We start from the raw sequence: 26982 nt of genomic DNA, 5'->3' as shown, positions 1-26982 counted from the left end.
CATGACAGACAAACCAGCGCTCAAGCTCAGCCAGTTGGGGCTGACCGCCCGTGGCGGCATGGATCCGGAGATCACCGGGCTGGCGGTGGACAGCCGCGAGGTGCAAAAGGGCTTTGTCTTTGCGGCCTTGCCCGGGGTTCGCGTGCATGGTGCGGAATTTGTCGTACAGGTGCTGGAGCAGGGTGCTGTGGCGGTGCTGACCGATGCCAGGGGCGCCGAGATCGCGGGCGATGCGGTGAGTGCGGCGGGTGCGGCGCTGGTGGTCACCGAGGACCCCCGGCAGGCGCTTTCGGGTGCGGCGGCGCTGTGGTTCGGCGGACAACCGCCGGTTTCGGTGGCGGTCACCGGCACCAATGGTAAGACCTCGGTCGCCACCTTCCTGCGCATGATCTGGACCGAGTTGGGCCATCAGGCGGTGAACCTCGGCACCACCGGGATCGAGGGCGCCTGGTCGCATCCGCTGGCCCATACCACGCCGGAACCGATCACCCTGCATCGCGCCCTCGCGGCGGCGGCAGAGGCGGGGGTGACCCATGTCGCGATGGAGGCCTCCTCGCACGGGCTCGATCAGCGCCGGCTCGACGGGGTGCAACTGATGGCGGGTGGCTTTACCAATTTCACCCAGGACCATCTGGATTATCACGAGACCTTCGAGGCCTATTTTGCCGCCAAGGCCGGGCTGTTCCGCCGGGTGCTGTCCGAGGACGGTGTTGCCGTCATCAACATGTCCGATCCGCGTGGTGCCGAAATGCGCGCCATTGCCGCCGCGCGCGGGCAGGAGATCATCTCGGTCGGTCGCGGTCTGGGCGACATTGCGCTGATGGGGGTGCGGGTGGATGCCACCGGGCAGGACATCCGGTTTAGCTGGCATGACCGGCCCTTTACCGCGCGGCTCAATCTGATCGGGGGCTTTCAGGCGGAAAACGTGCTGGTCGCCGCCGGTCTGGCCATCGCCAGCGGCGAGGTGCCGGAGCAGGTGTTTGAAACCCTGCCGCATCTGACCACCGTGCGGGGCCGGATGGAGCTGGCTGCGACCCGCGACAATGGCGCCACGGTCTTTGTCGATTACGCCCATACGCCCGATGCGGTGGCCACCGCGATCAAGGCGCTGCGCCCGCATGTGCTGGGCCGCCTCGTGGCCATCGTCGGGGCAGGTGGGGATCGCGACGCGACCAAGCGCCCTCTGATGGGGCAGGCGGCACATGAAAACGCCGATGCGGTGATCGTGACCGATGACAACCCGCGCTCCGAAGACCCCGAGGCCATCCGCGCCGCGGTGATGGGCGGGGCGCCCGATGCGCTCAATGTCGGCGACCGGGCCGAAGCGATCCTGCGCGGTGTCGACATGCTGGAGCCGGGCGACGCGCTGCTGATCTGCGGCAAGGGCCACGAGAGCGGCCAGATCATCGGCACCGATGTGCTGCCTTTTGACGACGTCGAACAGGCCAGCATGGCCGTCGCCGCGCTGGACGGGAGAATGGTATGAGCCTCTGGACCTCTGTAGATGCCGCTGCCGCCACCGGTGGGCGGGCCACCACCGACTGGGTGGTGGAGGGGATCTCCATCGACACCCGCAGCATCGCGCCCGGTGATCTCTTTGTGGCGCTGACGGCGGCGCGGGACGGTCACGACTTTGTGGCGCAGGCGCTGGAGAAGGGTGCAGGCGCGGCGCTGGTCTCGCGCATTCCCGACGGCGTTGCCGAGGACGCGCCGCTGTTGCTGGTCGATGCCGTGCAGACCGCGCTGGAGGCTCTGGGTCGCGCCGGTCGGGCGCGCACGGCGGCAAAGGTCGTTGCCGTGACCGGATCTGTCGGCAAGACCTCGACCAAGGAAATGCTGGCTGCGATGCTGGCGCCACAGGGGCGCACTCATGCCGCCGTGGCCAGTTTCAACAACCATTGGGGCGTGCCGCTGACGCTGGCCCGGATGCCCGCCGACTCCGAATATGCGGTGATCGAGATCGGCATGAACCATCCCGGCGAGATTGCCCCGCTGGCCCGTCAGGCGCGCCCGCATGTGGCCATGGTCACCACCGTCGCCGCCGTGCATCTTGAGGCGTTCGAGGATGTCGCTGGCATCGCCCGCGAAAAGGCCGCCATTCTTGACGGGCTGGAACCCGGCGGGATTGCGGTGCTGAACGCCGACCTGGTTGAGAGCCCGGTGCTGGCCGCGGTGGCTGAGGCCAAGGGCTGCGCCACCCGCTGGTTTGGCCGCAGCGCATCGGACTATACGCTCCGTGCCGTGGAGCTGGACGGTGATGTGACCCGCGCCAGCTTCGGGGTCGAGGGGCGCGAAGTCACCGCCGAGATTCAGTCGCCGGGTGCCCATTTCGCCATGAACGCCATCGGCGCGCTGGCGGCGGTGACGGCGCTGGGCGCGGATCTGGATCTGGCGCTGGCGGGTCTTGCGGGCTGGTCGCCGGTCAAAGGGCGCGGTGCGCGGTTCACGGTGGATCTGCCGGACGGGCCGGTGACGGTGCTGGATGATGCCTATAATGCCAACCCGACCTCGGTCGCCGCCGCATTGACCGTGCTGGCGGCAACGGCCGGGGAAGGGCGCCGGATCGCGGTGCTGGGCGACATGGGCGAGCTGGGACCGCAGGCCGAGGCGCTGCATGCCGGGCTGGCCGCGCTGCCGGCGATGGAGAAGATCGACACCGTGCATTGCGTCGGCCCGCTGATGGGGGCGCTGCATGCGGCGCTGCCCGAGGCCAAGCGCGGCCTGCGGGTTGAGACCAGCGCGCAGGCGGTCGCGGCCCTGACGGGGCAGATCCGCGGCGGCGACATGGTGCTGGCCAAGGGCTCTCTCTACATGCAGATGGCGCGCGTGGTTGACGCGATCCGGGAAATCGGTCAAGGCAACGCACCTTCATGACTCTTCAACTTGCACCACACAGAACAGGAACCGCTCTGGTATGCTTTACTGGCTGACTGCCCTGTCGGACGGGGGGGACTTTTTCAACCTCTTCCGCTACATCACCTTCCGCGCGGGCGGAGCCTTTCTCACGGCGCTTGTCTTTGGCTTCATGTTCGGCAAGCCGCTGATCAACGTCCTGCGCCGCACCCAGGGCAAGGGCCAGCCGATCCGCGATGACGGGCCGGAGGCGCATCTGGCCAAGGCGGGCACCCCGACCATGGGCGGACTGCTGATCGTGGGCGCGCTGCTGACCTCGACGCTGATGTGGGCGCGCTGGGACAATCCGTTTGTCTGGCTGGTGCTGTTCGTGACCATGGCCTTTGGTCTCATCGGGTTTGCCGACGACTACGCCAAGGTCTCCAAGCAGAACACCAAGGGCGTGCCGGGCAAGCTGCGGCTGCTGCTGGGATTTGCCATTGCGGTGATCGCGGCGCTCTGGGCCAGCTGGAACCACCCCGGCGACCTGCAGAACCAGCTGGCGCTGCCGGTGTTCAAGGACACGCTGGTGAACCTCGGGTTCCTTTATGTGCCGTTCTGCATCTGCGTCATTGTTGGCGCGGCCAATGCGGTGAACCTGACCGACGGGCTCGACGGGCTGGCGATCATGCCGGTGATGATTGCCGCCGGCACGCTGGGGATCATTGCCTATGCGGTGGGTCGGGTCGACTTTACCGAATATCTGGACGTGCACTATGTGCCGGGCACCGGCGAGATCCTGATTTTCACCGCCGCATTGTTCGGCGGCGGGCTCGGGTTCCTGTGGTACAACGCGCCCCCGGCGGCGGTGTTCATGGGCGATACCGGATCCTTGGCGCTGGGCGGCGCGCTTGGGGCGATCGCCGTGGCCACCAAACACGAGCTGGTGCTGGCGATCGTCGGCGGCCTGTTCGTGGTGGAGGCGCTGTCGGTCATCGTGCAGGTGCTTTATTTCAAGCGCACCGGCAAGCGGGTGTTCCTGATGGCACCGATCCATCACCACTATGAGAAGAAAGGCTGGGCAGAGCCGACCATCGTGATCCGTTTCTGGATCATCTCGCTGATCCTGGCGATGATCGGGCTGGCAACGCTGAAGGTCCGCTAAGGCCCAAGCCCGGAGTGGCTGCATAATGTCTGGCCGATAGGCCGGACAGCCCCCGACCTCCCCCATGGGAGGGGCTTTCACCCCCACCCGAGGTCGGCAGCTGTCCGTGTTCGTCTGTCGTTGGGGTCGTCATCGCAGGACCTTTGGCGCCCGGCCTGCTGGCGGGGCGCGTGTTGGGGGCACTGGTCTATATGGAGCCGCGTGGGAGAGATCTCGCGCGGCGTTTTTTGTCAAAAGAAGGCGGCGCCGCCGGGAGGGCGGAGCATCGGCTGGCCTTTTTAAGGGCCAGATCCGCTGAGGCCTCGGGTGGACCCGCCCTGCACCCAATGAGGGGGTGGTCTCGGGACGGGCCGAACTCCTGTGGTCTTTTGATGTCGCGACGGGGGAACTGTAGCGCGTCGGCATGAAGGTGGCGTCAGCAGGGCGTGCGCGGGGTTGGCAACGCGAAAGGGCAGCGCCCGACCGAGGTGGGGGCAAAGCCCCGCCTGGGGGGGGGGCGGGCGGGGGCTGCCCGGCCTATCGTCCGGGCGAAGAGCCTGCGACCTCCCCAAGGCGGGACGTGTGGGCCTCAGCCCGCTTGCATTCCCGCCGCGCTCCGGTGCAGTGTCGCGCCGAACTGAGATGTCAAAAGAGGTAAGGCATGATCCCGGTACGAGGCGTTCAAGGTCAGAAGGTGGCGGTTCTGGGATTGGGCCGGTCCGGCCTCGCCACCGCGCGGGCGCTGCGCGCAGGCGGTGCGGAGGCGATCTGCTGGGACGACAATCCGGCGGCGCGCGACACCGCCGAAGGTGAGGGCTTTGCCTGTCGTGAGTTGACCAGGCAGGGGGCCTTTGACGACATCGCGGCGTTGATCGTGTCGCCGGGCATTCCGCATCTCTACCCCAGGCCCAACCCGGTGGTGCGCGCCGCGCTGATCGCCGGCGTGCCGGTGGACAATGACATCGGGCTGTTCTTCCGCTCGGTCGCCTCGGGCGAGTGGGACGAGTTCGACACTCCGCCCAAGGTGGTTGCGATCACCGGGTCGAACGGCAAATCGACCACGGTGGCGCTGTTGCATCATATCCTCGAACATGTGGGCCGCGACAGCCAGATGGCGGGCAATATCGGCCGGGGGGTGCTGGACATCGACCCGCCGCGCGATGGCGGCGTGGTGGTGCTGGAGCTGTCGTCCTACCAGACCGATCTGGCCCGGGCGCTGACGCCGGATGTGGCGGTGTTCACCAATCTGACGCCGGATCATCTGGACCGCCACGCCGGCATGGGCGGCTATTTTGCGGCCAAGCGGCGGCTGTTTGCCGAAGGTGGTCCCGACCGCGCGGTGGTTGGCGTCGACGAGGACGAGGGGTTGTTCCTGGCCGGGCAGCTGAGCGAGGGCAACGGTGACGACCGGGTGATCCGGGTGTCGTCAGGGCAGAAGCTGACGGGCGGCGCAGGCTGGACGGTCTTTGCCCGCAAGGGGTTCCTGTCGGAATATCGCAAGGGGCGGCAGGCGGGGTCGATCGACCTGCGCGACATTCCTGGCCTGCCCGGCGCCCACAACCATCAGAACGCCTGCGCGGCCTATGCGGCGGCGCGCACCCTGGGCCTGGCGCCCCGGGTGATCGAGGCGGCGATGCGGACCTATCCCGGATTGCCGCACCGCAGTCAGCGCGTGGCCGAGGTCGATGGCGTGTCCTACGTGAACGACAGCAAGGCCACCAATGTCGACAGCGCGGTCAAGGCGCTGAGCGCCTTCAGGAAGATCCGCTGGATCTGCGGTGGGCTGGAAAAGGAAGGCGGGCTGGAGGGCCTCAAAGGCGCGACCGGCGAGGTGGTCAAAGCCTATGTGATCGGGCGCGAGGCGGCGCAGTTCGCCATGCAGCTGGACGTGGAAGCCGAGGTTTGCACCACCATGGCGCAGGCGGTGGCGCAGGCGAGTGCGGAGGCCGAGGCGGGCGAAACCGTGCTGCTGGCCCCGGCGGCGGCAAGTTTCGACCAATACGACAGTTTCGAGAAACGCGGCGAGGATTTCATCGCCGAAGTCACGGCCCGATTGCAGCTCTGAGGTCTCAGGCTGCCCGAACCTGCTGTCGCGGCCTTGGTTATAGCCCGAGGTCGCGCAGCATGTGGTCGGACATATGCGACAGCTCACGGCGGGCCTGGCTGTGCAGGGCGTGCTGACCCGGGCCGCGTTTCTGCGTGGGGCGGGTAAAAAACCTGCTGATGGCGGGCCAGAGGCTCAGCTGTGCGATCATGGTGGTCATGGCAGTCTTCCTTGCGTGATGTCGTGTAGATGTGCGCTTTGCAGAGGCAAATGACCAATTGAAACTCAAGGGGCATGGTATAAGCTGGCTTTATGGATAAGGCGAAATCCCCCCTGCCACCCCTGCCTGCGGTGCGCGCCTTTGAGGCGGCGGCCCGGTTGGGCAGTTTCAGCCGCGCCGCGGAAGAGCTTGCGATGACGCAGGCGGCGGTCAGCTATCAGATCAAGCTGCTTGAGGATCGCGCCGGTCAGCCCCTGTTTCGGCGCCTGCCGCGCGGGGTGGTGCCGACAGCGGCGGGCAAGGCGCTGCAGCTGCAGGTTGGTGAGGCGCTGGACATGGTGCGTCGCGGCTGGGCCGAGGTGCGCGGCGGTGGGCAGGAGCTGGTGATCAGCGCCATTGCCAGTTTCGCGGCCTTCATTCTGGGCCCGCGACTGGGGCTGTTTCAGGTCGCCCATCCCGGCATCACCACGCGGGTCGAGGTCAATCACCGTTACGTCGATCTGGAGGCAGGCGAGGCCAGCGTGGCCATTCGTGTCGGACATGGCAGCTGGCCCGGCTTGGCGGCGGACCTGCTGTTCCGCTCCAGCTATACGCCGCTCCTGACCCCGGCCCTGATGGAGGCCTATGGCCCGATCACGCAGCCCGAAGATCTGCTGCGGGTGCCCTTGGTGGATGCGGGGGATCCGGCCTGGGAGATGTGGTTCCGGGCGGCCGGTGTCGACTATGTCCCACAGGCGGACCTGCACAGTCTGGGCACTCAGGTGCTGGAGGTGCAGGCGGCCTTGGCAGGGCATGGCGCCTGCCTGCTGACCCCGGCTTATGCCAGCGGCATGATCGCCAGCGGCGCGTTGGTGCAGCCGTTTGATCAGGTGACGGAGGATGATATCTCGGTGTGGCTGGTCTACCCGGAAGCGCGTCGCGCGGACCCTGCGGTTGCCGCCTTTCGCAACTGGCTGCTGGCCGAGGTTGCGGATTTCGACAGCACCTGAGGCGGGCTGGATCGCAGTGCCGGTGTCAGGGCGCGTATCAGGCGCTGCTGGCGATGGCCTGTCCGGCGGCATGGCCCGAGGCCCAGGCCCATTGGAAGTTGTAGCCGCCAAGCCAGCCGGTGACATCCACCGCCTCGCCGATCGCATAGAGGCCGGGCTGCGCTTTGGCCTCCATCGTGCGCGAGGAGAGCGCGTCGGTGTCGATGCCGCCAAGGGTCACTTCGGCGGTGCGGTAGCCCTCGGTGCCGGTGGGCTTTAGCTGCCAGTTGTGCAGCCGGTCGCACAGCGCCTGCAAGGCGGCGTCGGATTGGTCCGCAAGGCGTCCCTTGAGGCTACCATCGGCGGCGAGGTCTTCGACCAGCCGGGCGGGCAGGTGGCGCGCAAGCTCGGTGGTCAGATCCTTGCGCCCGCTTTGCTGGCGCTGGTCGCGCAGGGCACTGAACAGATCGACGTCGGGCAGCAGATGCGCGGTGATTTCCTCGCCTTCCTGCCAGTAGCTGGAAATCTGTAGCACCGCCGGGCCCGACAAGCCACGATGGGTGAACAGCAGCGCCTCGTCAAAACTGGCGCGCGCGTTCGACAGCCGCGCGGGCAGGGCGACGCCGGCCAGCGGCTTGAACCGCTCCGCGCCAAAGGTGAAGGGCACGAGGCCGGGGCGGGTGTCCAGCACCGGCAGGCCGAACTGCTGTGCGATGTCATAGGCCAGCCCGGTGGCGCCCATCTTGGGGATCGACTTGCCGCCGGTGGCCAGCACCAGGTTCTGCGCGGTGACGGTGACGGGCGTGCCCTCACGCTCCAGCCGGACCGTGTATCCGTCGGTGCTGTGGCGCACGTCCACCACCGAGGTTTGCAACCACAGATCGGCGCCCGCATCGCGCAGCTCCTGCACCAGCATGGCAACGATTTGGCGGGCCGAGTCGTCGCAGAACAGTTGGCCGAGGGTTTTTTCGTGCCAGGCGATGCCGTGGCGGGTGACAAGGTCGATGAAATCCCACTGGGTGTAACGGGCCATGGCCGATTTGCAGAAATGCGGGTTCTGAGAGATGTAGTTTTCGGGCGCGGCATACATATTGGTGAAGTTGCAGCGCCCGCCGCCGGAGATGCGGATCTTCTCGCCCGGGTTCCTGGCGTGATCCACCACCAGGCAATCGCCGCCCGCATGGGCTGCACACATCATGCCAGCCGCGCCGGCGCCGAGAATCAGGGTCTTTATCCGCATGGGGCGCATCGACCACGAAAGCCGCAGCCGCGCAAGCGGCCACCTCCGGGCCGGCGCGGGCCTGCGGCAATTGATGCGAATGTGACGGATCTGCGGCGGTGCAGCGGAATTTTCCCGGCACGAAGGGCAGGAAGAGGCTGGCCTGTGCGTCGCAATCGGGGTACAGTTTCCTCAATAAATCCCGAAAAAGGGATATTTTTGAGGCAAAACGCGCCCTTGCATCTGTATTTGCACCTGCGGGGCCGAACCAAGGCAGTGAACCCATGACTGAGATGGTCTATGGCGCGCTTCCCGCGCAAGAGGGGGAGCCGATCCTCCCGAAATGGTGGCGGACGCTGGACAAGTGGACGATGACCTTTGTCATCACCCTGTTCATCATCGGGTTGCTGCTGGGGCTGGCCGCCTCGGTGCCGCTGGCGGCGCGCAACGGGTTCGACAATTTCCACTATGTGCAACGGCAGGCCTTTTTTGGCTGCACCGCGCTGGTGGCGATGGTGCTGACCTCGATGATGTCGCCGACGCTGGTGCGACGGCTGGCGGTGATCGGCTTTGCCTGCGCGTTTGTGGCGCTGGCGCTGCTGCCGATCTTTGGCACCGACTTTGGCAAGGGGGCGGTGCGTTGGTACAGCCTCGGCTTTGCCTCGCTGCAACCGTCGGAATTCCTGAAGCCCGGTTTCATCGTGCTGGCGGCCTGGATGATCGCGGCCAGCCAGCAGATCTATGGCCCGCCCGGGACGCTGTTGTCCTTTGGCCTCTGCCTGTCGGTGGTGATGCTGCTGGTGATGCAGCCGGATTTCGGGCAGGCCTGTCTGATCCTGTTTGGCTGGGGCGTGATGTATTTCGTCGCCGGCGCGCCGATGCTGCTCTTGGTGGGCATGGCGGGCGTGGTGATCTTTGGCGGTGTGGTTGCCTATTCCAACTCCGAACATTTTGCCCGCCGCATCGATGGCTTCCTGAGCCCGGATCTCGACCCGACCACGCAGCTTGGCTATGCCACCAATGCGATCCGTGAGGGTGGCCTGTTTGGTGTCGGCGTCGGCGAGGGGCAGGTGAAATGGTCGCTGCCGGATGCGCATACCGATTTCATCATTGCCGTCGCGGCCGAGGAATACGGTCTGGTGCTCGTCTCCATCATCATCTTCCTCTATGCGATGATCGTCGTGCGCTCCCTGTTCCGCCTGATGCGGGAGCGGGACACATTCATCCGCCTCGCCGGGGCGGGTCTGGCCTGCACATTCGGCGTTCAGGCGATGATCAACATGGGGGTTGCGGTGCGTCTTCTGCCCGCGAAAGGCATGACTTTGCCGTTCGTGAGCTATGGCGGCTCCTCCCTGATTGCAGGCGGCATCGCAATGGGTATGCTCCTGGCCTTCACCCGGTCCCGACCTCAGGGCGAAATCGCGGACGCCTTGCGCGGCCGTGGGCGCGGATAAGAGAGGTGGGCCGGTCAACGGATAAGAACGCGAAGGCAGGCACGAGATGACACAGAAACTGCTCCTGATGGCGGCGGGCGGCACCGGGGGGCATATGTTCCCCGCGCAGGCCCTGGCAGAGGCGATGTTGCGCAAGGGCTGGCGGGTGAAGCTTTCTACCGATGCGCGTGGCGCGCGCTATACCGGCGGCTTTCCCCATTCGACCGAGATCACCGAAGTGTCCTCGGCGACATTTGCCCGTGGCGGCCTGCTGGCAAAGGCCATGGTCGCGCCCCGGATCGCGGCGGGCGTGGCGGCGATGGCGCTGGAGATGCGGCGTGAGCGGCCTGACGCGGTGATCGGCTTTGGCGGTTACCCGTCGATCCCGGCGCTGGGGGCGGCGACGTTGTTGGGACTGCCCCGCATGATCCACGAACAAAACGGCGTGCTGGGCAAGGTGAACCAGAAATTCGCCACGCGTGTGGCGCAGGTCGCGTGCGGCGTCTGGCCGACCGATCTGCCGGAGGGCGCGCAGGGCGTGCATGTCGGCAATCCGGTGCGCGGCGCGGTGCTGGAACGTCAGGGCGCGCCTTATATTCCGCCCGGCGATTATCCGATGTCACTATTGGTGATCGGCGGCAGCCAGGGCGCGCGCATCCTGTCGGATGTGGTGCCCGGCGCGATCGCCGCGCTGCCGGATGAGGTGCGCCGCCATTTGCGCGTCAGCCATCAGGCCCGCGACGAAGATCAGGCGCGTGTTGCGCAGTTTTACGCCGATGCCGGGATTGATGCCGAGGTGCAGCCGTTCTTTACCGATGTGCCTGCGCGGATTTCGGAGGCGCAGCTGGTGATCTCGCGCTCCGGTGCGTCGTCGATTGCCGATATTTCCGTCATTGGACGGCCCTCGATCCTGATCCCGCTGGCCACAGCTGCAGGGGATCACCAGACCGCCAATGCCCGCGGGCTGGTCGAGGCCGGGGCGGCGATCCGCATCCCGGAGAGCGCCCTTGACACCGCATCACTGTCAGAGCAAATCGCCGCAGTCCTGACCAATGCCCAAGGGGCCACCAAGATGGCGAATGCCGCATTGAGCACAGGCATTCCCGATGCCACGGATCGTCTGGTGGCGTGTGTTGAACAATTGTCCGAGGAAGCTGCCCCATGACCCCTGCCACCAAACTGCCCGGCGACGTTGGCCCGATCCATTTTGTCGGCATCGGCGGCATCGGTATGTCTGGCATCGCCGAAGTTCTGCTCAATCTCGGCTATGTGGTGCAGGGCTCGGATCTGAAATCCTCCAAGATCACCCAGCGGCTGGAAACCCTCGGGGCCACCGTGTTTGAGGGCCAGCGCGCCGAGAACCTGGAAAACGCCGAAGTGGTGGTGATTTCTTCTGCGATCAAACCCGGCAATGCCGAACTGGATGAGGCGCGCGCGCGCGGCCTGCCGGTGGTGCGCCGGGCCGAGATGCTGGCCGAACTGATGCGGCTCAAATCCAACATCGCCATCGGCGGCACCCACGGCAAGACCACCACCACCACCATGATGGCCGAGTTGATGGTCGCGGGCGGTTTTGATCCTACCGTGGTCAACGGCGGCATCATCCACGCCTATGGATCGAACGCGCGGATGGGGCAGGGCGAGTGGATGGTGGTTGAGGCCGACGAGAGCGACGGCACCTTTAATCGGCTGCCCGCTACCATCGCCGTGGTGACCAATATCGACCCCGAGCATATGGAACACTGGGGCGACTTTGACCGGCTGCGCGACGGGTTTTACGAGTTTGTCTCCAACATTCCCTTTTACGGTCTTGCGGTCTGCTGCACCGATCACGCCGAGGTGCAGGCGCTGGTGGGGCGGATTTCGGACCGCCGCGTGGTGACCTATGGCTTTAACGCACAAGCGGACGTGCGGGCGGTGAACCTGACGTACAAGGGCGGCGTGGCGCATTTCGACATCCTGCTTCAGGCCGAAGGGCAGAAGATCGAAGGCTGCACGCTGCCGATGCCGGGCGATCACAACGTCTCTAACGCGCTGTCGGCGGTGGCGGTGTGCCGTCACCTCGGCATGAAGCTGGATGAGATCCGCACGGCACTTGCGGCCTTTGGCGGCGTGAACCGGCGCTTCACCAAGGTTGGCGAAGTCGACGGCGTCACCATCATCGACGATTACGGCCACCACCCGGTCGAGATTGCCGCGGTGCTGAAGGCCGCGCGTCAGGCGATCGGATCTGAGGGCGACGGTCGGGTCATCGCGGTACACCAGCCGCACCGCTATTCGCGCCTGTCGAGCCTGTTCGACGATTTCTGCGCCTGTTTCAACGACGCCGATGTGGTCGCCATTGCCGAGGTCTTTGCCGCCGGTGAGGACCCGATTGAGGGCGCCAGCCGCGATGATCTGGTGGCGGGTCTGATCCGCCATGGCCACCGTCATGCCCGCGCGATCCTCAACGAGGACGACCTGCTGCGCCTGGTGCGCGAACAGACCCGCCCCGGCGACATGGTGGTCTGCCTCGGGGCCGGTACCATTTCCGCCTGGGCCAACGGCCTGCCCGAAAGGCTGCAGGGGTGAGGGCGCGCGCACTCCGGCCCGCGATGGCAGGGGAGGGGACAGGGATGCTGTCCGCCTTGCGCCTTGCCGATGGGGGCCGGGGGGCTGGCGACGGCGCCGCAGGAGGCGCTCCGGGTGGCATCTGCGACATCTCAATGGCGGGAGGGGCGCGCCCATGAACACCTCCCTGATCCTCGCGTGCCTCTGGGTGGTGCTGGCGAACGTGCTGGCAATGCTCCCGTCAAAGGACAACCACTGGTCCCGGGCCTATGTGCTGATTGCCCTCGGCATCCCGATCCTCGGCTATGTGACCCTGGAGAACGGCCCCTGGTGGGGGCTGGCGATGCTGGTTGCGGGCATGTCGATCCTGCGCTGGCCGGTGATCCATCTGGTACGCTGGCTGCGCGGATTGCGCAGAGGTTAAGCGCTTGCCAAGCTTTCCATGCTGCCTCAAGTTGAGCGCAAGGGTATTTTGAGGCGGCGATGATTGAGATTAGCGAGATTACGGATCAAGACAGCCTGATGAAATGGTTGGATGGGCAACCCCAGGAAGTCATTGTGGCGGTTGCGCTTCGAATGGCTCTCAGGGTGTTTCCCATATTTCTACGTCAGGCGATTGAAACTGACCAGTCACGAGGCGAGCAATTAGCATTGGCAGGTATTCGAGCGCTGCTCTTGTCATCAGTCGCTCATGAAACCGCTAATGCTAGGTTGCGTACCAAAGCTGCGGACTTGGCTCGCCGGCATTCCGTTGCAAAAAGGAGTAAAGTCGAGACAGCAGTATTTGCTTCAGTCTTTGTGGTCGGCAACGTTAACGCGATGCGTACATCAATCGGTGCTGCGCTTGCTGCTTTTCGTGAGTTTGGTAAGTCAAATAAGTATGTCGATGCGGGATTGGCTGATGAAATCGCCATCGACAATATGCGAAATGACTGCTTGGCTGTATCGCAAAACGAAGATGTTTGGCAGTTGCCGCTTTGGGTAGATGAGAACCCTATAGGTCGTGATATCGTCAGACTGTTCGCAAGGCTCCATAACGCCGTAGGTGATTGGTCGTTCTGGATGGAGTGGTACGAGCAGATGCTCGACCCCGTCACCAACCCGCCCGACTGGGACCTGCTGGAACAGGTTGCGCTGATCGAACCTGAGGTCTGGGATGCCGGTCCAGAAGCTGTGGGCGTGGCAATCGAGAGGATCAAGCAGGGGCGTGTTAAAAATGCGCGGTCCCGATCCACCAACATGGATGTGATCGACGAGCGGCAACATGTGCTGCAATCCACAATGGACAGTCTGCAGGATGAAGTGTCCTCGCTGGAAGAGCGCTTGCCATTGCTTTCCAAAGAGAATGAAGCACTTCACGAACGATATTCCGCGCTCTCAAATGAGATAGACGCGCAGAAAAAGCACTTTCAATCCTCCTTTGACGCGTTAAGCGCGGATTATCAGGACAAGTTCTCAACCGCGCTGGCGAGTTTTGTTGAGGATCAGAAGATCAAGGCCCCGGTTGAGCTCTGGCAGGAAAAAGAAAAGGAACACACCGAACGGCGTGATAAAGCATGGACAGGGTATCTGAGGGCACTTTTTCTCGTTGCGGGGCTGATTGTTGCGATCATCAGTGTGCTCTGCTTTGGCAATGAAATATTGGAACGGGTTTTGACGCCGGTTGGCTGTGACCCGATCAATAAGCCTGAGCTTTGCAATGGTTTCAGCTTTAGGGGCATGATCGTATCGGGTTCGGTGCTGACCTTGCTGACTCTGGCGCTGTGGTTTGCGCGTATCCAAATGAAGGAATACCTGTCAGAGCGACATTTGGCGCTGGATGCGCGCGAGCGCCGGGCTTTCGCACAGGCCTATATTGGGCTGATTAATGAAGGCGATAGCGTGACGGATGAGGCTAGGGACCAGCGCGCGCTTGTTTATGCGGCTCTGTTTCGACCGAGTTCAGATGGCATAATTAAAGAGGATAGCGGGATCGATCCCTCGCTGACAGCTGCGCTGAGTAAGCTACTGTCGAAATGATGTGCTAAGCGTCCGACCGAGATCGGGGGCGAAGCGCAGACACCGGGGCGGGCGCTCGGCATGAAATGCGTGATCGACGGGTGGCGCGGGCGCGGGGGTTTTCCTCGGCACGCGCATGGCCTAAACCCGCCCTGAAACCAGAGACGAGCCACCATGACCGATCTTCCTGCCGTGCGCGGGCGGCTGACGCCGAACCGTGACCTTTCAGACCTGACCTGGCTGCGCGTGGGCGGGCCGGCGGATTACCTGTTTCAGCCTGCGGATCTGGAGGATTTGCAAAGCTTCCTGCGGGATCTGCCCGCCGAGGTGACGGTGTTCCCGATGGGCGTGGGGTCGAACCTGATCGTGCGCGATGGCGGTTTGCGGGCGGTGGTGATCCGGCTCGGGCGGGGCTTTAACGGGATTGACGTGGACGGCGATACCGTCACCGCGGGGGCCGCGGCGCTGGACAGCCATGTGGCGCGCAAATCGGCGGAGGCGGGCGTCGATCTGACCTTCTTGCGGACCATCCCCGGCAGCATCGGCGGCGCGGTGCGGATGAACGCGGGCTGCTATGGCGCCTATGTGGCGGATGTCTTTGTCTCGGCGCAGGTGGTGCTGCGCGATGGCAGCCTGACCACGCTGACCGCCGAGGACCTGCAATTCCGGTATCGCCAGACCGAGCTGCCCGCGGGCGCGGTGCTGGTCTCTGCCACCCTGCGCGGCCCGGCGGGCGACCCCGCGGCGCTGGCCGACCGGATGCAGGCGCAGCTGCAAAAGCGCGATGAAAGCCAGCCCACCAAAGAGCGTTCGGCAGGCTCGACCTTCCGCAATCCGGCCGGGTTTTCCTCTACCGGCAGGGCCGATGACGTGATGGATCTGAAGGCCTGGAAGGTGATCGACAACGCCGGGATGCGCGGGGCGACCCTTGGCGGGGCGCAGATGAGCGAGAAACATTCCAATTTCATGATTAACGCGGGTGGCGCAACCGCCGCAGATCTTGAAGGTCTTGGCGAAAATGTGCGAAAAAAGGTTTACGCGGACTCCGGCATTTGGCTAGAGTGGGAAATCATGCGTGTTGGCGATCCTGAGCGGTCGTGATCCTAGAAAACCCAGTGAATTCATACGATTGCCCCAGTCTGGCGACATGCTGGTCGAGGGCGGGTGGTTCAGGTGTCACGGCGGGCGTCGGCTCCGGTTGGCAATCTTGGTTAATCAAGCCGTAAGGTTTTGGTCATATCCTGATTGCCGCGGGCATCGTCCTGGACCACAGGCATGCGTGACATGCTGGCGATGGGGAACAGGCCCCCGCTGCCGGAATGCGGATTTGCTATGCGGGAGCCGGAAAACCGGGCCTGCGAGAATGATAAAATGGGCGCAAACGCCCGGGTATAATTGAGGCAGTGATCGTGGGTGGAGCGAGCGGAACACTCCCGAAGGTTGCGATGTTGATGGGTGGCCCCTCTGCCGAGCGCGAGGTGTCACTGTCGACGGGGCGTGAATGCGCCCGCGCGCTGAGGGGCGAAGGCTATGAGGTGGTCGAGGTCGATGCGGGCCCGGACCTCGTGGCGCAACTCAAGGACATCAAGCCGGATGTGGTCTTCAACGCGCTGCATGGCCGTTGGGGCGAGGATGGCTGCGTGCAGGGCATCCTGGAATGGCTGCGCATCCCCTATACGCATTCGGGCGTGCTGGCCTCGGCGCTGGCGATGGACAAGGAACGCTCCAAGGCGGCCTATCGCACCGCGGGCCTGCCGGTGGTGGACAGCGTGATTGCCGCCAAGGCCGATGTCATGGCCGCGCATGTGATGGCGCCGCCCTATGTGGTTAAACCCAACAACGAAGGCTCCTCGGTCGGGATCTATATCGTCTGGGAGGCGGCCAACAGCCCGCCGCAGCTGTCGCAGGACATGCCCGCCGAAGTGATGGTGGAGACCTATGCGCCGGGCCGCGAGCTGACCGTGACGGTGATGGGAGAGCGGGCGCTGTGCGTGACCGACATCCTCACCGATGGCTGGTATGACTACGAGGCGAAATATGCCGATGGCGGCTCGCGCCATGTGCTGCCGGCGGAGCTGCCCGAGGAGATCACGCAGCTCTGTCTGGACTATGCGGTGCGCGCCCATCAGGTGCTGGGGTGCCGGGGCGTGTCGCGCACGGATTTCCGCTGGGATGAGGCGCGCGGCGCGGCGGGGCTGGTGCTGCTGGAGACCAACACCCAGCCTGGCATGACGCCGACCTCCCTGACGCCGGAACAGGCGGAGCATTGCGGCCTGTCCTTTGGTGCCTTCTGCGCCTGGCTGGTGGAGGATGCCTCATGCGAGCGCTGACCGGGGCGAAACGCAGGAAGCAAGCCGCCGAGGGCAAGGCCGATCCGGCGCCCTCGCGCCTGAAGTATCGCATCCAGCGCTGGATGCTGACCCCCGGCATTCGCACGGGGCTGCGATTGGGCGTGCCGACCTGCCTGCTGGCGGCGGCGATCGGCGGCTACCTGGCGGATGAGGCGCGGCGGGACCATCTCATGGGGCTTTATGCCGAGGCGCGGGCGTCCTTCGAGACCCGGCCGGAATTCATGGTCAACGTGATGGCGATCGACGGGGCGGGAGACAGTGTCGCCACCGACATTCGCGAGGTGACGGCGCTGGATCTGCCGCTCAGTTCCTTTGATCTCGATCTGGCGGCGATCCGCGAGTTGATCGTGGGGCTTGATCCGGTGAAAACGGCGGCGGTGCGCATTCGCCCCGGCGGCATTCTGCAAGTCGATGTGGTGGAGCGTCAGCCCGCCATTGTCTGGCGCAGCCGCGACGGGCTGGCGCTGCTGGATGACACCGGCGCTTTTGTTGCGGAGCTGGGTCAGCGCAGCCTGCATCCGGACCTGCCGCTGATTGCGGGGCGGGGCGCGGACAAACGCGCCGCCGAAGCGCTGCGGCTGTTTGCGGCGGCGCGTCCGCTGGGCGAACGGCTGCGTGGTCTTGTGCGCATCGGCGAGCGGCGCTGGGACGTGGTGCTGGATCGCGGTCAGCGCATCCAGTTGCCGGTCGAGCGCCCGGTGGCGGCGCTGGAGCGGGTGATCGCCGTCAGCGAAGTCAAAGACCTTTTGGAACGGGATGTGGCGGTGGTTGATCTGCGCCTGCCGACCCGCCTGACCGTGCGGATGAATGCACCGGCCGTCGAGGACTGGTGGCGCATCCGCCAATTGAACGAGAGCTCCTATTGATATGACAGACCTGTATCAATCCCAACGTGCGATGCGGCAGATGCGCCGCCAGGCCATGCAACGCGGTGTGGTGGCCATTCTGGATGTGGGCAGTTCCAAGATCTCCTGTCTGGTGCTGCGGTTTGACGGCATCGGGCGGCTGAGCGAGGACAACTCCATCGGTTCGCTGGCGGGGCAGTCGGGGTTTCGCGTCATCGGCGCGGCAACCACCCGCTCGCGCGGGGTGCAGTTTGGCGAGATTTCCGCCATGCAGGAAACCGAGCGCGCCATCCGCACCGCCGTTCAGGCGGCGCAGAAGATGGCCGAGGTGCGGGTCGATCATGTGATTGCCTGTTTCTCCGGCGCGCTGCCGCGCTCTTATGGGCTGGACGCCACGGTCGAACTCGAAGGGCAGGAAGTCACCGAGAATGAAATCGCCCGCGTGCTGGCCGCCTGTGAGGTGCCGGAATATGGTGCGGGGCGCGAGGTGCTGCACGCGCAGCCGGTGAATTTCGCACTCGACAATCGTTCCGGTCTTGAAGACCCGCGCGGCCAGATGGGGCAGGCGCTGTCGGTGGATATGCATATGCTGACGGTGGAGGCGGCGGCGATCCAGAACCTGGTGCGCTGCGTGCAGCGCTGTGATCTGGAGCTGGCGGGGATTGCGTCCTCGGCCTATGTGTCGGGTATTTCCGCCCTTGTCGAGGATGAGCAGGAGCTGGGTGCGGCCTGTATCGACATGGGGGGCGGAACCACCTCGGTGTCGATCTTCATGAAGAAACACATGATCTATGCCGATGCGGTGCGCATGGGCGGCGATCACATCACCAGCGACATTTCCATGGGGCTTGGGGTGCCAACCGCCACCGCCGAGCGCATCAAGACCATGTCCGGCGGCGTGCATGCCACCGGGGCGGATGACCGGGACATGATCGATATCGGCGGCGAGACCGGCGACTGGGAGCGCGACCGCCGCACGGTTAGCCGGGCGGAACTCATTGGGATCATGCGCCCCCGGGTCGAGGAGATCCTGGAGGAGGTGCGCGTCCGGCTGGATGCGGCCGGGTTCGACCATCTGCCGAGCCAGCAAATCGTTCTGACCGGTGGCTCCAGCCAGATCCTCGGGCTGGATGGGCTTGCAAGCCGCATCCTGGGCCAGCAGGTGCGTCTGGGGCGCCCGATGCGGGTACACGGGCTGCCGCAGGCGGTGACCGGGCCGGGCTTTGCCTCGGCGGTGGGAATGTGTCTTTTTGCTGCCCATCCGCAGGATGAATGGTGGGATTTCGACGCGCCGGTGGACCGGATGGCGGGTGGGTCGATGCGCCGCGTCGTGCGTTGGTTCAAGGACAACTGGTAGGATCGCGGCGCTCGGCAGAGGTTTGCCGATGGCCGCCACCGCCGGCGGGGTTATCCACAGGTTTCCCACAGCTTCTCCACATTGCGGGTGACAGCGGCGTCGGGATGCGATAAAAAGGCCCCAATACGCTGAAATCAGCGATGCGCGAGGCCGAGCAGGGGTTCGCCAGCACAATTTGACCGATCTGCGCGACATGGCTTGCCATGTGCGGTCTCTGTCCTGTTGTGTGTGAGTAGCTCCTGACCCTCAATATTTCGCCTGAATGGCGAAATCCGGCAAGAATCCCCTCAGTTTGGTCCATATTTTGTGGGGCAATGCGCTTTTGGGGATGACGAGACTCATGCATCGCGATAGGATTGAGGCAGAATAGTGACAATCGACGCCCTTGCGGGAGGGCTAAAACCACAGGCGGAAAGAGCATGACCCTGAACCTTTCGATGCCCGGAGAAGAAGACCTGAAGCCAAAGATCACCGTGTTCGGTGTGGGCGGTGCTGGCGGCAATGCCGTGAACAACATGATCGCCAAGCAGCTTGAAGGTGTGGACTTCGTCGTGGCCAATACCGACGCGCAGGCGTTGCAGCAGAACGCGGCTCAGAACCGCGTGCAGCTGGGCGTCAAAGTGACCGAAGGCCTGGGCGCCGGCGCGCGCCCCTCGGTCGGATCGGCTGCGGCGGAAGAAAGCATCGAACAGATCGTGGATCATCTGGCGGGCGCGCATATGTGCTTTATCACCGCCGGCATGGGCGGCGGCACCGGCACCGGCGCAGCGCCGATCATCGCGCAGGCCGCGCGTGAGCTGGGCGTTCTGACCGTGGGTGTCGTGACCAAGCCGTTCCAGTTCGAAGGCGCCAAGCGCATGCGTCAGGCCGAGGAGGGTGTCGAAAGCCTCCAGAAGGTCGTTGACACGCTGATCATCATTCCGAACCAGAACCTGTTCCGTCTGGCCAATGAGAAGACCACCTTTACCGAGGCGTTCTCTCTGGCTGATGACGTTCTCTATCAGGGCGTCAAGGGCGTCACCGACCTGATGGTGCGTCCGGGTCTCATCAACCTCGACTTTGCCGACGTGCGTGCGGTCATGGACGAGATGGGCAAGGCGATGATGGGCACCGGCGAGGCCGAGGGCGAAGATCGCGCCATCCAGGCCGCCGAGAAGGCCATCGCCAACCCGCTGCTCGACGAGATCAGCCTCAAGGGCGCCAAGGGCGTGCTCATCAATATCACCGGTGCGCATGACCTCACCCTGTTCGAGCTGGACGAGGCCGCCAACCGGATCCGCGAAGAAGTCGACCCGGACGCCAATATCATCGTTGGTTCCACCCTCGACACCGATATGGAAGGCAAGATGCGCGTTTCCGTCGTCGCCACCGGCATCGATGCGAGCGACATGGTGCATGACGTTCCGGTGCCGCGCCGTCCGATGTCCGCGCCGCTGACCAAGACCGTCAGCGTGGAAGAAAGCCGCCGCGCGCCGCTGGAACTGACCGAGCCGGTCGAGACCGCGCCCGCTGCGACCCCGGCTGCACAGCCCGCAGCCGCAGAAGCGCCCGCCGGACAGGAGCCCTCGCTGTTTTCCGAGTTCGACCGCGAACAGGCAAACACGGCACAGGCCTCCGACGAGCTGTTTGAAGACGTGAGCGAAAGCGCCGACGCCAATGACGGCCTGCCGCCGCCGGCCTACCAGCCGCAACCGCAAACGGCGCAGCCCGCACCGCAGGCGCAGGCACAACAGCCCGCGCCGCAACCGCAGCCTCAGCCGCAACAGCGTCCTGCTGCCGCGCCGGAAGAAGCTTTTGTCGCGCCGCGTGCACCGGCGCCCGGAACACCGTCGCAGGATGCCATCGTGCGTCTGCGCGAGGCCGCGCAGCGTCACCAGGGCGCGCAGAAAGCACCGCAGCAGCATGGCGCGCAACCGGCGGCAGCACCGCAGGCGCAGCAGCAACAGCCGCAGCGCCGCACCGCCGATGCGCAGGAGCAGCGCCGCTTTGGTCTCAACTCGCTGATCAACCGCATGACGGGGCATCCGCAGGAAACCACGCAGAACCGCCCGCAGGCCGCGCAGCGGGTGCAGCCGAGTGTCCAGAACGCCCAGCCGCAGCAGGCGGAGCAGCCCTATGACGAGGATCAGGAGCGCATCGAAATCCCCGCGTTCCTGCGTCGCCAGGCCAACTAACTGCTCACAATACACCTTAAAAGAGCCGCCGTTTGGCGGCTCTTTTTCGTTTTGAAACAGCGTATTAGCCTGTCCTGAGCGACCTTCTGCCGAGTTGTTTTTTCGATGTTACATTCGGTTGCAAAGATTGAATTGTGAGGCAGCGGCGGAGCCCTTAGGTGTACCCTCGACGCGGTCCTTGAGGCCGCAGGCAACCCAAGAGGCACGTTGTGCAAAACACGCTCAAAGCAGCAGTCACCTTTGATGGGATTGGTTTGCATTCCGGCAAACCGGCCAGGATGATCGTGCATCCTGCCGGGGCAGGGCATGGCATCACCTTCAAACGGACTGACATCGCATTGGGCGACACCACCATCCCGGCGCGCTGGGACATGGTGGAGCGTACCGCGCTGTGCACCCGGCTGGTGAACCGCGCCGGCGTGTCCGTCTCCACCGTGGAGCACATCATGGCGGCGCTGGCTGGCTGTGGCGTCCACAACGCCCGGGTTGAGCTGGACGGGCCGGAAGTGCCGATCATGGACGGGTCCTCGGCGCAGTTCGTGCGCGAGATCATGGCCACCGGCATCCATCGCCTTGGCGTTGCGGTGCAGGCCTGGGAAGTGCTGAAACCGGTGATGGTGGAAACCCGCGAGGCGCGGGCGACCCTGCTGCCATGCGACCGGCTGAAAATCTCCTTTGACATCGAGTTCGCCGAAGAAGGCATTGGCCATCAGAGCCGCGAGCTGGATCTGCGCAACGGCACGTTTGCCCGCGAACTCTGCGACAGCCGCACCTTCTGCCGTCGCGCCGATGTGGAGGCGATGCAGGCCAACGGCTTGGCCCTGGGCGGTCTGCCGGGCGAAAACGCGGTGGTCTTCGACGGCCCTGTCGTGCATGCGGGCTCCGGCCTGCGGCACTCGGACGAGCCGGTGCGCCACAAGATGCTGGACGCGCTGGGGGATCTGGCGCTGGCGGGGCTGCCGATCTTTGGCCATTATGTGGGCGAGAAGGCGGGCCACTCGCTGACCAACACGCTGCTTCGGGCGCTTTTTGCAGAGCCGGGTGCGGTGCGCCTGGTCACCTGTGACCCGATCATGACCGCCCGCCTGCCGGGGCAGGGGCTGGTGTGGTCCGAAATCCCCGCCCAGGTGCGCCGCGTCGCCTGAGACGGGGCGGGGCCCCGCAGACGTGACACATGCGATCCCGGCTGGCGCTGCGCCAGCCGTTTTTCGTTTCGGCCGCCGGCATTTCCCGTCCCCGGGGCGCCGGGGCCCGGAATTCCCCGGTGGCGGATCGCATCGGCGCGGCTTGCAGCCTTGACCCTCACCGGCTTTCTCTGCCAATTGAACGGGAGCAGTGTGAAAGGCGTTTTGCACATCATATGAATGTGCTAGACCGTGGCGGTGCCGGGGCCGAATGTTCCGCAATCCGCCTCCGCACAGACAAAGAGGACGCCCCGCGCGGGGGTCAACGAGACGGTGAAGTGAGGCAGGAATGATCGGCATCAGGGCAGCAGCCAAAGGGATCGGAGCGGTCGCACTGATGGCGACTCTCGCCGCATGTGGTGGCGCGGATGGCGACGCACGGCAGGCCTCGCAGAACCTGGAGGTTTTCTCTCCGGCCCAGATCTACGAGCGCGGCGAATTCGAGCTGGCCCGCGACCGGGAAGAGGACGCGGCCTATTTCTTTTCCGAGGTGGAGCGGCTTTACCCCTATTCGGAATGGGCCAAGCAGGCCCTGATCATGCAGGCCTTTACCTATCACCAGGCCAAGGATTACGAGAACAGCCGGTCGGCGGCGCAGCGCTATATCGACTTCTACCCGACGGACGAGGACGCGTCCTATGCGCAGTATCTGCTGGCGCTGAGCTATTATGACCAGATCGACGAGGTGGGCCGCGATCAGGGGCTGACCTTCCAGGCGCTTCAGGCGCTGCGCACGGTGATCGAGGTCTATCCCGACAGCGAATATGCCACATCGGCGATTCTGAAATTCGACCTCGCCTTTGACCATCTGGCGGGCAAGGAAATGGAGATCGGCCGCTACTACCTGAAGGGGCAGCACTACAGCGCGGCGATCAACCGGTTCCGCGTGGTGGTGGAGGATTTCCAGACCACATCGCACACGCCCGAAGCGCTGCACCGTCTGGTGGAGGCCTATCTGTCGCTGGGCCTGACCGAAGAGGCGCAGTCCGCCGGCGCGATTCTCGGCCACAATTTCCGCTCGACGGAGTGGTACGAAGACAGTTTCCGGCTGCTGACCTCTCAGGGGCTGAAGCCAAAGGATCGCGGCAACAACTGGTTGGCCAAAATCTATCGTCAGTCGATCAAGGGCGAATGGCTCTGATCGGTATCGGTTTCGCGCACTCGGGTCCCCAGGGCGGGTCCGCCGGATCGGGGTGCGCTTTTTACGGGGCATCTTGATGCTGCGCGCGCTTGATATTCGCGACCTTCTGATCATCGACCATCTGGAACTGACCTTCCAGCCGGGTCTGAACGTGCTGACCGGGGAAACCGGGGCGGGCAAGTCGATCCTGCTGGATTCGCTCGGCTTTGTGCTGGGCTGGCGGGGCCGTGCCGCGCTGGTGCGGCAGGGGGCCGCGCAGGGCGAGGTGGTGGCGGAATTCGATCTGCCCGAGGGTCATGCGGCGCGTGCGGTCCTGGAAGAGGCGGGATTGCCGGTCTCCGACAGCCTGCTGCTGCGCCGGGTCAACACCGCCGATGGCCGCAAGACCGCCTGGGTCAACGACCGGCGCTGCTCGGGCGAGGTGCTGCGGGCGCTGTCGGACACGCTGCTGGAGCTGCACGGCCAGCATGACGACCGGGGGCTTTTGAACCCGCGCGGCCACCGCGCGATGCTGGATGAGTTTGCCGGTGTGGCGGCACAGGTCGACGAGGTGCGCAGCGCCTGGGCCACCGTGGCGCAGGCCCGCAAACAGGTCGAGGACACGCGGGAAGCCCTGGACGCGGTGCGCGCCGAGGAGGAATTCCTGCGCCATGCGGTGGCGGAGCTGGACCAGCTCAGCCCCGAACCCGGCGAGGACGAGAGCCTGGACGAACAGCGCCGCCGGATGCAGGCCGCCGAACGCATTCGCGGCGACATTGCCCGCGCCCACAGCCTGCTGTCCGAAGGGGCAGAGGGGGCCATGGGCGAGGCGCAGCGCTGGCTGGAGGCGGTTGCCGGGGATGCGGGCGAGGCGCTGGAGCCGCCGCTGGCCGCCCTGAGCCGGGCGATGATCGAACTGGGCGAGGCCCAGGACGGGGTCGAACGCTTCCTTGAGGGGCTGGAGTTCAACCCCGGCGATCTGGAGGATTGCGAGGAGCGCCTGTTTGCGATCCGGGCGATGGCGCGCAAGCACAACGTGCAGCCGGACGAGCTGGCCGCCCATGCGGATGTTCTGCGCGAGAAGTTGCAGGCGCTGGATGCCGGCGATCAGAACCTGGCCGATCAGGAACAGGCGCTGAAGGCAGCGGAGCAGGCCTATCAGGCGGCGGCGGACCGGCTGTCGGCAAAACGCCGCGACAGCGCCGCCACCCTGGATGCGGCGGTGATGGCAGAGCTGGCGCCGCTCAAGATGGAGCGGGCGGTGTTCGAGACCTGCATCACCCCGGCCGATCCGGGCCCCGAGGGCGTCGACGCCGTGGCCTTTACCGTGGCGACCAATCCCGGCGCTCCGGCGGGACCGTTGAACAAGATTGCCTCCGGTGGCGAACTCAGCCGGTTCCTGCTGGCGCTGAAGGTCTGTCTGCGCGGCGAGGATGCTGAAAAGACGCTGATCTTTGACGAGATCGACCGGGGCGTGGGCGGCGCGACGGCAGATGCGGTGGGCCGTCGCCTGAAGGCGCTGGCCGATGGCAGCCAGGTGCTGGTGGTGACCCATTCGCCGCAGGTGGCGGCCCAGGGCGCGCATCACTGGCGGGTGCAGAAATCGGTCGCAGAGGGCGTGACCCTGTCCGAGGTGGTGCCGCTGGATGCGGCCGAGCGGGTCGACGAGATCGCCCGCATGGTCTCCGGGGATCGGATCACGCCGGAGGCGCGCGCCGCCGCACAGGCGCTCTTGACGGTCGAATGACGGTTTACCCCACGGAAAGATCTCTTCGATATCCCTCTTGGGCACCGCGCGCGTCTGATTTATTACTCAATTGATCGGAGATCCCTGATGGCGCCCCAGCACCGTTCCGCCCTGTCCGCCTATTTCGCCCAGACCCGGGCGAAACTTGCGGATGCACGGCGGGTGTTGGTGCATCGGGGGCCGAGCCAGATCCAGTTCTGGCTGATCGCGCTGGTGATCGGGGTGCTTGCGGGCTTTGCGGCGCTGTTCTTTCGCAAGGGGATCACGGCGCTTCAGGGCGCGGTCTATGGCGCTGAGGACGTGGATTACCTGCATAGTTTTGCCGCGACGCTGCCCTGGTATCTGCTGCTGGCGGTGCCGGTGGCGGGCGGGCTGGTGGTCGGTCTCATCCTGCATCGTTTCACGCCGGACGGGCGGGTGCGCTCGGTCGCCGATGTGATCGAGGGCGCGGCCCTGCGGAAATCCGCGAGGGGCTGGCCTCGGCCTGTGCGTCCTTCCTGACCCTGTCCACCGGCGGCTCCTCCGGGCGGGAGGGGCCGGTGGTGCATATGGCGGGGATGATCTCCACCTGGGTCAGCGAGCGCATCCGCGCCGATGGTGTCACCGGGCGCGACCTGCTGGGCTGCGCGGTGGCAGCAGCGGTGTCGGCGAGCTTCAACGCGCCGATTGCCGGGGCGCTGTTTGCGATGGAGGTGGTGCTGCGGCATTTCTCGGTCAATGCCTTTGCGCCGATCGTGGTGGCCTCGGTGGCGGGCACGGTCATCAACCGGCTCGAATACGGCGATGTGACCGAGTTTGTGCTGACCACCCCCGGCGCGTTGCAATTCTATGTGGAGCTGCCCGCCTTTCTGATGCTGGGGCTGATCTGCGGCGTGGTGGCGGTGGTGCTGATGCACTCCATCTTCATGGCGGACCGGATGGGCACCATGCTGCAATCGGCGCTGCACGTGCCGCGCTGGCTGCGCCCGGCGGGGGCGGGGCTGCTGTTGGGGCTGATCGCGATCTGGTTTCCCCATATCATCGGGGTCGGCTATGAGACCACGGTGCTGGCGCTTTCCGGTCAACTGGTGCTGATGCAGGCGATCCTGTTTGCCATCGTGAAGGTGGCTGCGGTGTCGATCACCATGGGCGGGCGCATGGGCGGCGGCGTGTTCTCGCCCTCGCTGATGGTGGGGGCGCTGACCGGGCTCGCGTTTGGTCTGATTGCCACCGCGGTGCTGCCGGATGTGTCCGGCACCCATACGCTCTATGCCTTTGCGGGCATGGGGGCGGTGGCAGCGGCGGTGCTGGGCGCGCCGATTTCCACAACCCTTATCGTGTTCGAGCTGACCGGCGACTGGCAGATCGGCCTGGCGGTGATGGTGTCGATTTCCATGTCCACGGCGCTGGCCTCGCGGCTGGTGGACCGGTCGTTCTTTCTCACCCAGCTGGAGAAACGCAACCTGCGCTGCGCCGCCGGGCCGCAGTCCTACCTGCTGGCCACCTTGCAGGTGGGCAAGGTGATGCGGCCGCTGTCGGCCTCCGACCCGGAAGGGGCAGAGGCGCTGATGGCGGAGGGGATCGCGATCAGCCCGACCGCGACGCTGGAGGCGGCCTTGCCGATCTTTGACCGGGCGGATGTGGAGTTCCTGCCCGTGGTCGAGGAGGAGGCCCGCGCCGCGGAGACCGGAGAGCCGGCGCTGAGGCTGATCGGGGTGATCCACCATCTGGATGCGCTCAAGGCCTACAACCGCGCGCTGGTGGCGGTTTCGGCCGAAGAACACCGATGATGCGGTAACGGCGCTGCGGGGTCGCGC

The 26982-nt window shown here is 65.3% G+C and carries 20 protein-coding genes and 1 pseudogene; 19 read left to right on the top strand and 2 right to left on the bottom strand.

Translation table 11 applies throughout. The features are described 5' to 3' along the window. Position 1: 1 nt before the first annotated feature. From MHM88_RS21575 to murD, 4 genes are all read left to right on the top strand, one after another. Complete coding sequence (locus tag MHM88_RS21575) at positions 2-1486, top strand: UDP-N-acetylmuramoyl-L-alanyl-D-glutamate--2,6-diaminopimelate ligase (protein ID WP_239368909.1); 1485 nt, start codon at positions 2-4, stop codon at positions 1484-1486. Beyond that, a complete protein-coding gene (gene murF / locus MHM88_RS21570) occupies positions 1483-2874 on the top strand; it encodes a UDP-N-acetylmuramoyl-tripeptide--D-alanyl-D-alanine ligase (RefSeq protein ID WP_239368907.1) in 1392 nt (463 codons plus the stop codon). Before MHM88_RS21575 ends, murF begins: the two co-directional genes overlap by 4 nt. A gap of 40 nt (positions 2875-2914) precedes the next feature. Then, the gene (gene mraY / locus MHM88_RS21565; protein WP_239368905.1) at positions 2915-3997 is read left to right on the top strand and encodes a phospho-N-acetylmuramoyl-pentapeptide-transferase; all 1083 of its coding nucleotides are present in this window, start codon (positions 2915-2917) and stop codon (positions 3995-3997) included. A 640-nt stretch (positions 3998-4637) separates the two neighbouring features. Continuing rightward, positions 4638-6041, top strand: a complete 1404-nt coding sequence (murD, locus tag MHM88_RS21560) for a UDP-N-acetylmuramoyl-L-alanine--D-glutamate ligase (RefSeq protein ID WP_239368903.1) — start codon at positions 4638-4640, stop codon at positions 6039-6041. Positions 6042-6078: 37 nt separating this feature from the next. Here the strand turns inward: murD and MHM88_RS21555 are convergent, their stop codons facing one another. Beyond that, on the bottom strand, positions 6079-6240 hold the full coding sequence (locus MHM88_RS21555) for a DUF1127 domain-containing protein (RefSeq protein WP_239368901.1): 162 nt from the start codon (positions 6238-6240) through the stop codon (positions 6079-6081). Positions 6241-6332: 92 nt separating this feature from the next. Here MHM88_RS21555 and MHM88_RS21550 point away from each other — a divergent pair, with 92 nt between their 5' ends. Beyond that, positions 6333-7229, top strand: a complete 897-nt coding sequence (locus tag MHM88_RS21550; RefSeq protein ID WP_239368899.1) for a LysR substrate-binding domain-containing protein — start codon at positions 6333-6335, stop codon at positions 7227-7229. Positions 7230-7266: 37 nt separating this feature from the next. Here MHM88_RS21550 and MHM88_RS21545 read toward each other — a convergent pair whose 3' ends face one another. Beyond that, a complete protein-coding gene (locus MHM88_RS21545) occupies positions 7267-8448 on the bottom strand; it encodes an NAD(P)/FAD-dependent oxidoreductase (RefSeq protein ID WP_239368897.1) in 1182 nt (393 codons plus the stop codon). Between the two features lie 263 nt (positions 8449-8711). Here MHM88_RS21545 and ftsW point away from each other — a divergent pair, with 263 nt between their 5' ends. The 14 genes and pseudogenes from ftsW (at position 8712) to MHM88_RS21475 (ending at position 26955) form a co-directional block, all read left to right on the top strand. After that, positions 8712-9881: a putative lipid II flippase FtsW gene (gene ftsW / locus MHM88_RS21540; RefSeq protein WP_239324083.1), complete on the top strand. Its 1170-nt coding sequence runs from the start codon at positions 8712-8714 to the stop codon at positions 9879-9881. A gap of 46 nt (positions 9882-9927) precedes the next feature. After that, the gene (locus MHM88_RS21535; protein ID WP_239368895.1) at positions 9928-11025 is read left to right on the top strand and encodes a UDP-N-acetylglucosamine--N-acetylmuramyl-(pentapeptide) pyrophosphoryl-undecaprenol N-acetylglucosamine transferase; all 1098 of its coding nucleotides are present in this window, start codon (positions 9928-9930) and stop codon (positions 11023-11025) included. Continuing rightward, the gene (murC, locus tag MHM88_RS21530; RefSeq protein WP_239324087.1) at positions 11022-12431 is read left to right on the top strand and encodes a UDP-N-acetylmuramate--L-alanine ligase; all 1410 of its coding nucleotides are present in this window, start codon (positions 11022-11024) and stop codon (positions 12429-12431) included. The genes MHM88_RS21535 and murC overlap by 4 nt, the downstream gene beginning before the upstream one ends. Before the next feature lie 154 nt (positions 12432-12585). Continuing rightward, positions 12586-12834 carry a DUF2484 family protein gene (locus MHM88_RS21525; protein WP_239368893.1) on the top strand — a complete coding sequence of 83 codons (249 nt, stop codon included), beginning with the start codon at positions 12586-12588 and terminating at the stop codon, positions 12832-12834. 59 nt (positions 12835-12893) lie between these two features. After that, complete coding sequence (locus MHM88_RS21520; RefSeq protein WP_239368891.1) at positions 12894-14429, top strand: DUF6161 domain-containing protein; 1536 nt, start codon at positions 12894-12896, stop codon at positions 14427-14429. 153 nt (positions 14430-14582) lie between these two features. Further along, positions 14583-15509, top strand: coding sequence for a UDP-N-acetylmuramate dehydrogenase (gene murB, locus MHM88_RS21515; protein WP_239368889.1), 927 nt, complete (start codon positions 14583-14585; stop codon positions 15507-15509). A 344-nt stretch (positions 15510-15853) separates the two neighbouring features. After that, entirely contained in the window at positions 15854-16738 is an 885-nt protein-coding gene (locus tag MHM88_RS21510) for a D-alanine--D-alanine ligase (protein WP_239324145.1), read from the top strand. Next, positions 16726-17625, top strand: coding sequence for a cell division protein FtsQ/DivIB (locus MHM88_RS21505; RefSeq protein WP_239324093.1), 900 nt, complete (start codon positions 16726-16728; stop codon positions 17623-17625). Before MHM88_RS21510 ends, MHM88_RS21505 begins: the two co-directional genes overlap by 13 nt. A 1-nt stretch (position 17626) precedes the next feature. Beyond that, the gene (gene ftsA, locus MHM88_RS21500; RefSeq protein ID WP_009179265.1) at positions 17627-18961 is read left to right on the top strand and encodes a cell division protein FtsA; all 1335 of its coding nucleotides are present in this window, start codon (positions 17627-17629) and stop codon (positions 18959-18961) included. 419 nt (positions 18962-19380) lie between these two features. Then, the gene (ftsZ, locus tag MHM88_RS21495; RefSeq protein WP_239368887.1) at positions 19381-21135 is read left to right on the top strand and encodes a cell division protein FtsZ; all 1755 of its coding nucleotides are present in this window, start codon (positions 19381-19383) and stop codon (positions 21133-21135) included. 209 nt (positions 21136-21344) lie between these two features. Further along, the gene (gene lpxC, locus MHM88_RS21490; RefSeq protein WP_239324096.1) at positions 21345-22280 is read left to right on the top strand and encodes a UDP-3-O-acyl-N-acetylglucosamine deacetylase; all 936 of its coding nucleotides are present in this window, start codon (positions 21345-21347) and stop codon (positions 22278-22280) included. A 328-nt stretch (positions 22281-22608) separates the two neighbouring features. Next, on the top strand, positions 22609-23460 hold the full coding sequence (locus MHM88_RS21485; RefSeq protein WP_239368885.1) for an outer membrane protein assembly factor BamD: 852 nt from the start codon (positions 22609-22611) through the stop codon (positions 23458-23460). 76 nt (positions 23461-23536) lie between these two features. Then, positions 23537-25186 carry a DNA repair protein RecN gene (gene recN / locus MHM88_RS21480; protein WP_239368883.1) on the top strand — a complete coding sequence of 550 codons (1650 nt, stop codon included), beginning with the start codon at positions 23537-23539 and terminating at the stop codon, positions 25184-25186. A gap of 87 nt (positions 25187-25273) precedes the next feature. Then, a pseudogene (locus MHM88_RS21475) lies at positions 25274-26955 on the top strand (chloride channel protein). Positions 26956-26982: the final 27 nt, after the last annotated feature.

This window comes from Epibacterium sp. MM17-32 (assembly GCF_022348205.1).
Classification (GTDB): domain Bacteria; phylum Pseudomonadota; class Alphaproteobacteria; order Rhodobacterales; family Rhodobacteraceae; genus Epibacterium.
This window is presented reverse-complemented; position numbering and strand designations above follow the sequence as displayed.

Bases quoted from the DNA above. Each gene is read 5' to 3' on its own strand.
- ftsZ (WP_239368887.1), top strand. From the start codon at position 19,381: ATGACCCTGAACCTTTCGATGCCCGGAGAAGAAGACCTGAAGCCAAAG.
- ftsW (WP_239324083.1), top strand. From the start codon at position 8,712: ATGACTGAGATGGTCTATGGCGCGCTTCCCGCGCAAGAGGGGGAGCCG.
- MHM88_RS21545 (WP_239368897.1), bottom strand. From the start codon at position 8,448: ATGCGGATAAAGACCCTGATTCTCGGCGCCGGCGCGGCTGGCATGATG.
- MHM88_RS21505 (WP_239324093.1), top strand. From the start codon at position 16,726: ATGCGAGCGCTGACCGGGGCGAAACGCAGGAAGCAAGCCGCCGAGGGC.
- MHM88_RS21520 (WP_239368891.1), top strand. From the start codon at position 12,894: ATGATTGAGATTAGCGAGATTACGGATCAAGACAGCCTGATGAAATGG.
- murC (WP_239324087.1), top strand. From the start codon at position 11,022: ATGACCCCTGCCACCAAACTGCCCGGCGACGTTGGCCCGATCCATTTT.
- MHM88_RS21510 (WP_239324145.1), top strand. From the start codon at position 15,854: ATGTTGATGGGTGGCCCCTCTGCCGAGCGCGAGGTGTCACTGTCGACG.
- murF (WP_239368907.1), top strand. From the start codon at position 1,483: ATGAGCCTCTGGACCTCTGTAGATGCCGCTGCCGCCACCGGTGGGCGG.
- mraY (WP_239368905.1), top strand. From the start codon at position 2,915: ATGCTTTACTGGCTGACTGCCCTGTCGGACGGGGGGGACTTTTTCAAC.
- murD (WP_239368903.1), top strand. From the start codon at position 4,638: ATGATCCCGGTACGAGGCGTTCAAGGTCAGAAGGTGGCGGTTCTGGGA.
- ftsA (WP_009179265.1), top strand. From the start codon at position 17,627: ATGACAGACCTGTATCAATCCCAACGTGCGATGCGGCAGATGCGCCGC.
- MHM88_RS21535 (WP_239368895.1), top strand. From the start codon at position 9,928: ATGACACAGAAACTGCTCCTGATGGCGGCGGGCGGCACCGGGGGGCAT.
- MHM88_RS21485 (WP_239368885.1), top strand. From the start codon at position 22,609: ATGATCGGCATCAGGGCAGCAGCCAAAGGGATCGGAGCGGTCGCACTG.
- MHM88_RS21550 (WP_239368899.1), top strand. From the start codon at position 6,333: ATGGATAAGGCGAAATCCCCCCTGCCACCCCTGCCTGCGGTGCGCGCC.
- MHM88_RS21575 (WP_239368909.1), top strand. From the start codon at position 2: ATGACAGACAAACCAGCGCTCAAGCTCAGCCAGTTGGGGCTGACCGCC.
- MHM88_RS21525 (WP_239368893.1), top strand. From the start codon at position 12,586: ATGAACACCTCCCTGATCCTCGCGTGCCTCTGGGTGGTGCTGGCGAAC.
- murB (WP_239368889.1), top strand. From the start codon at position 14,583: ATGACCGATCTTCCTGCCGTGCGCGGGCGGCTGACGCCGAACCGTGAC.
- MHM88_RS21555 (WP_239368901.1), bottom strand. From the start codon at position 6,240: ATGACCACCATGATCGCACAGCTGAGCCTCTGGCCCGCCATCAGCAGG.
- recN (WP_239368883.1), top strand. From the start codon at position 23,537: ATGCTGCGCGCGCTTGATATTCGCGACCTTCTGATCATCGACCATCTG.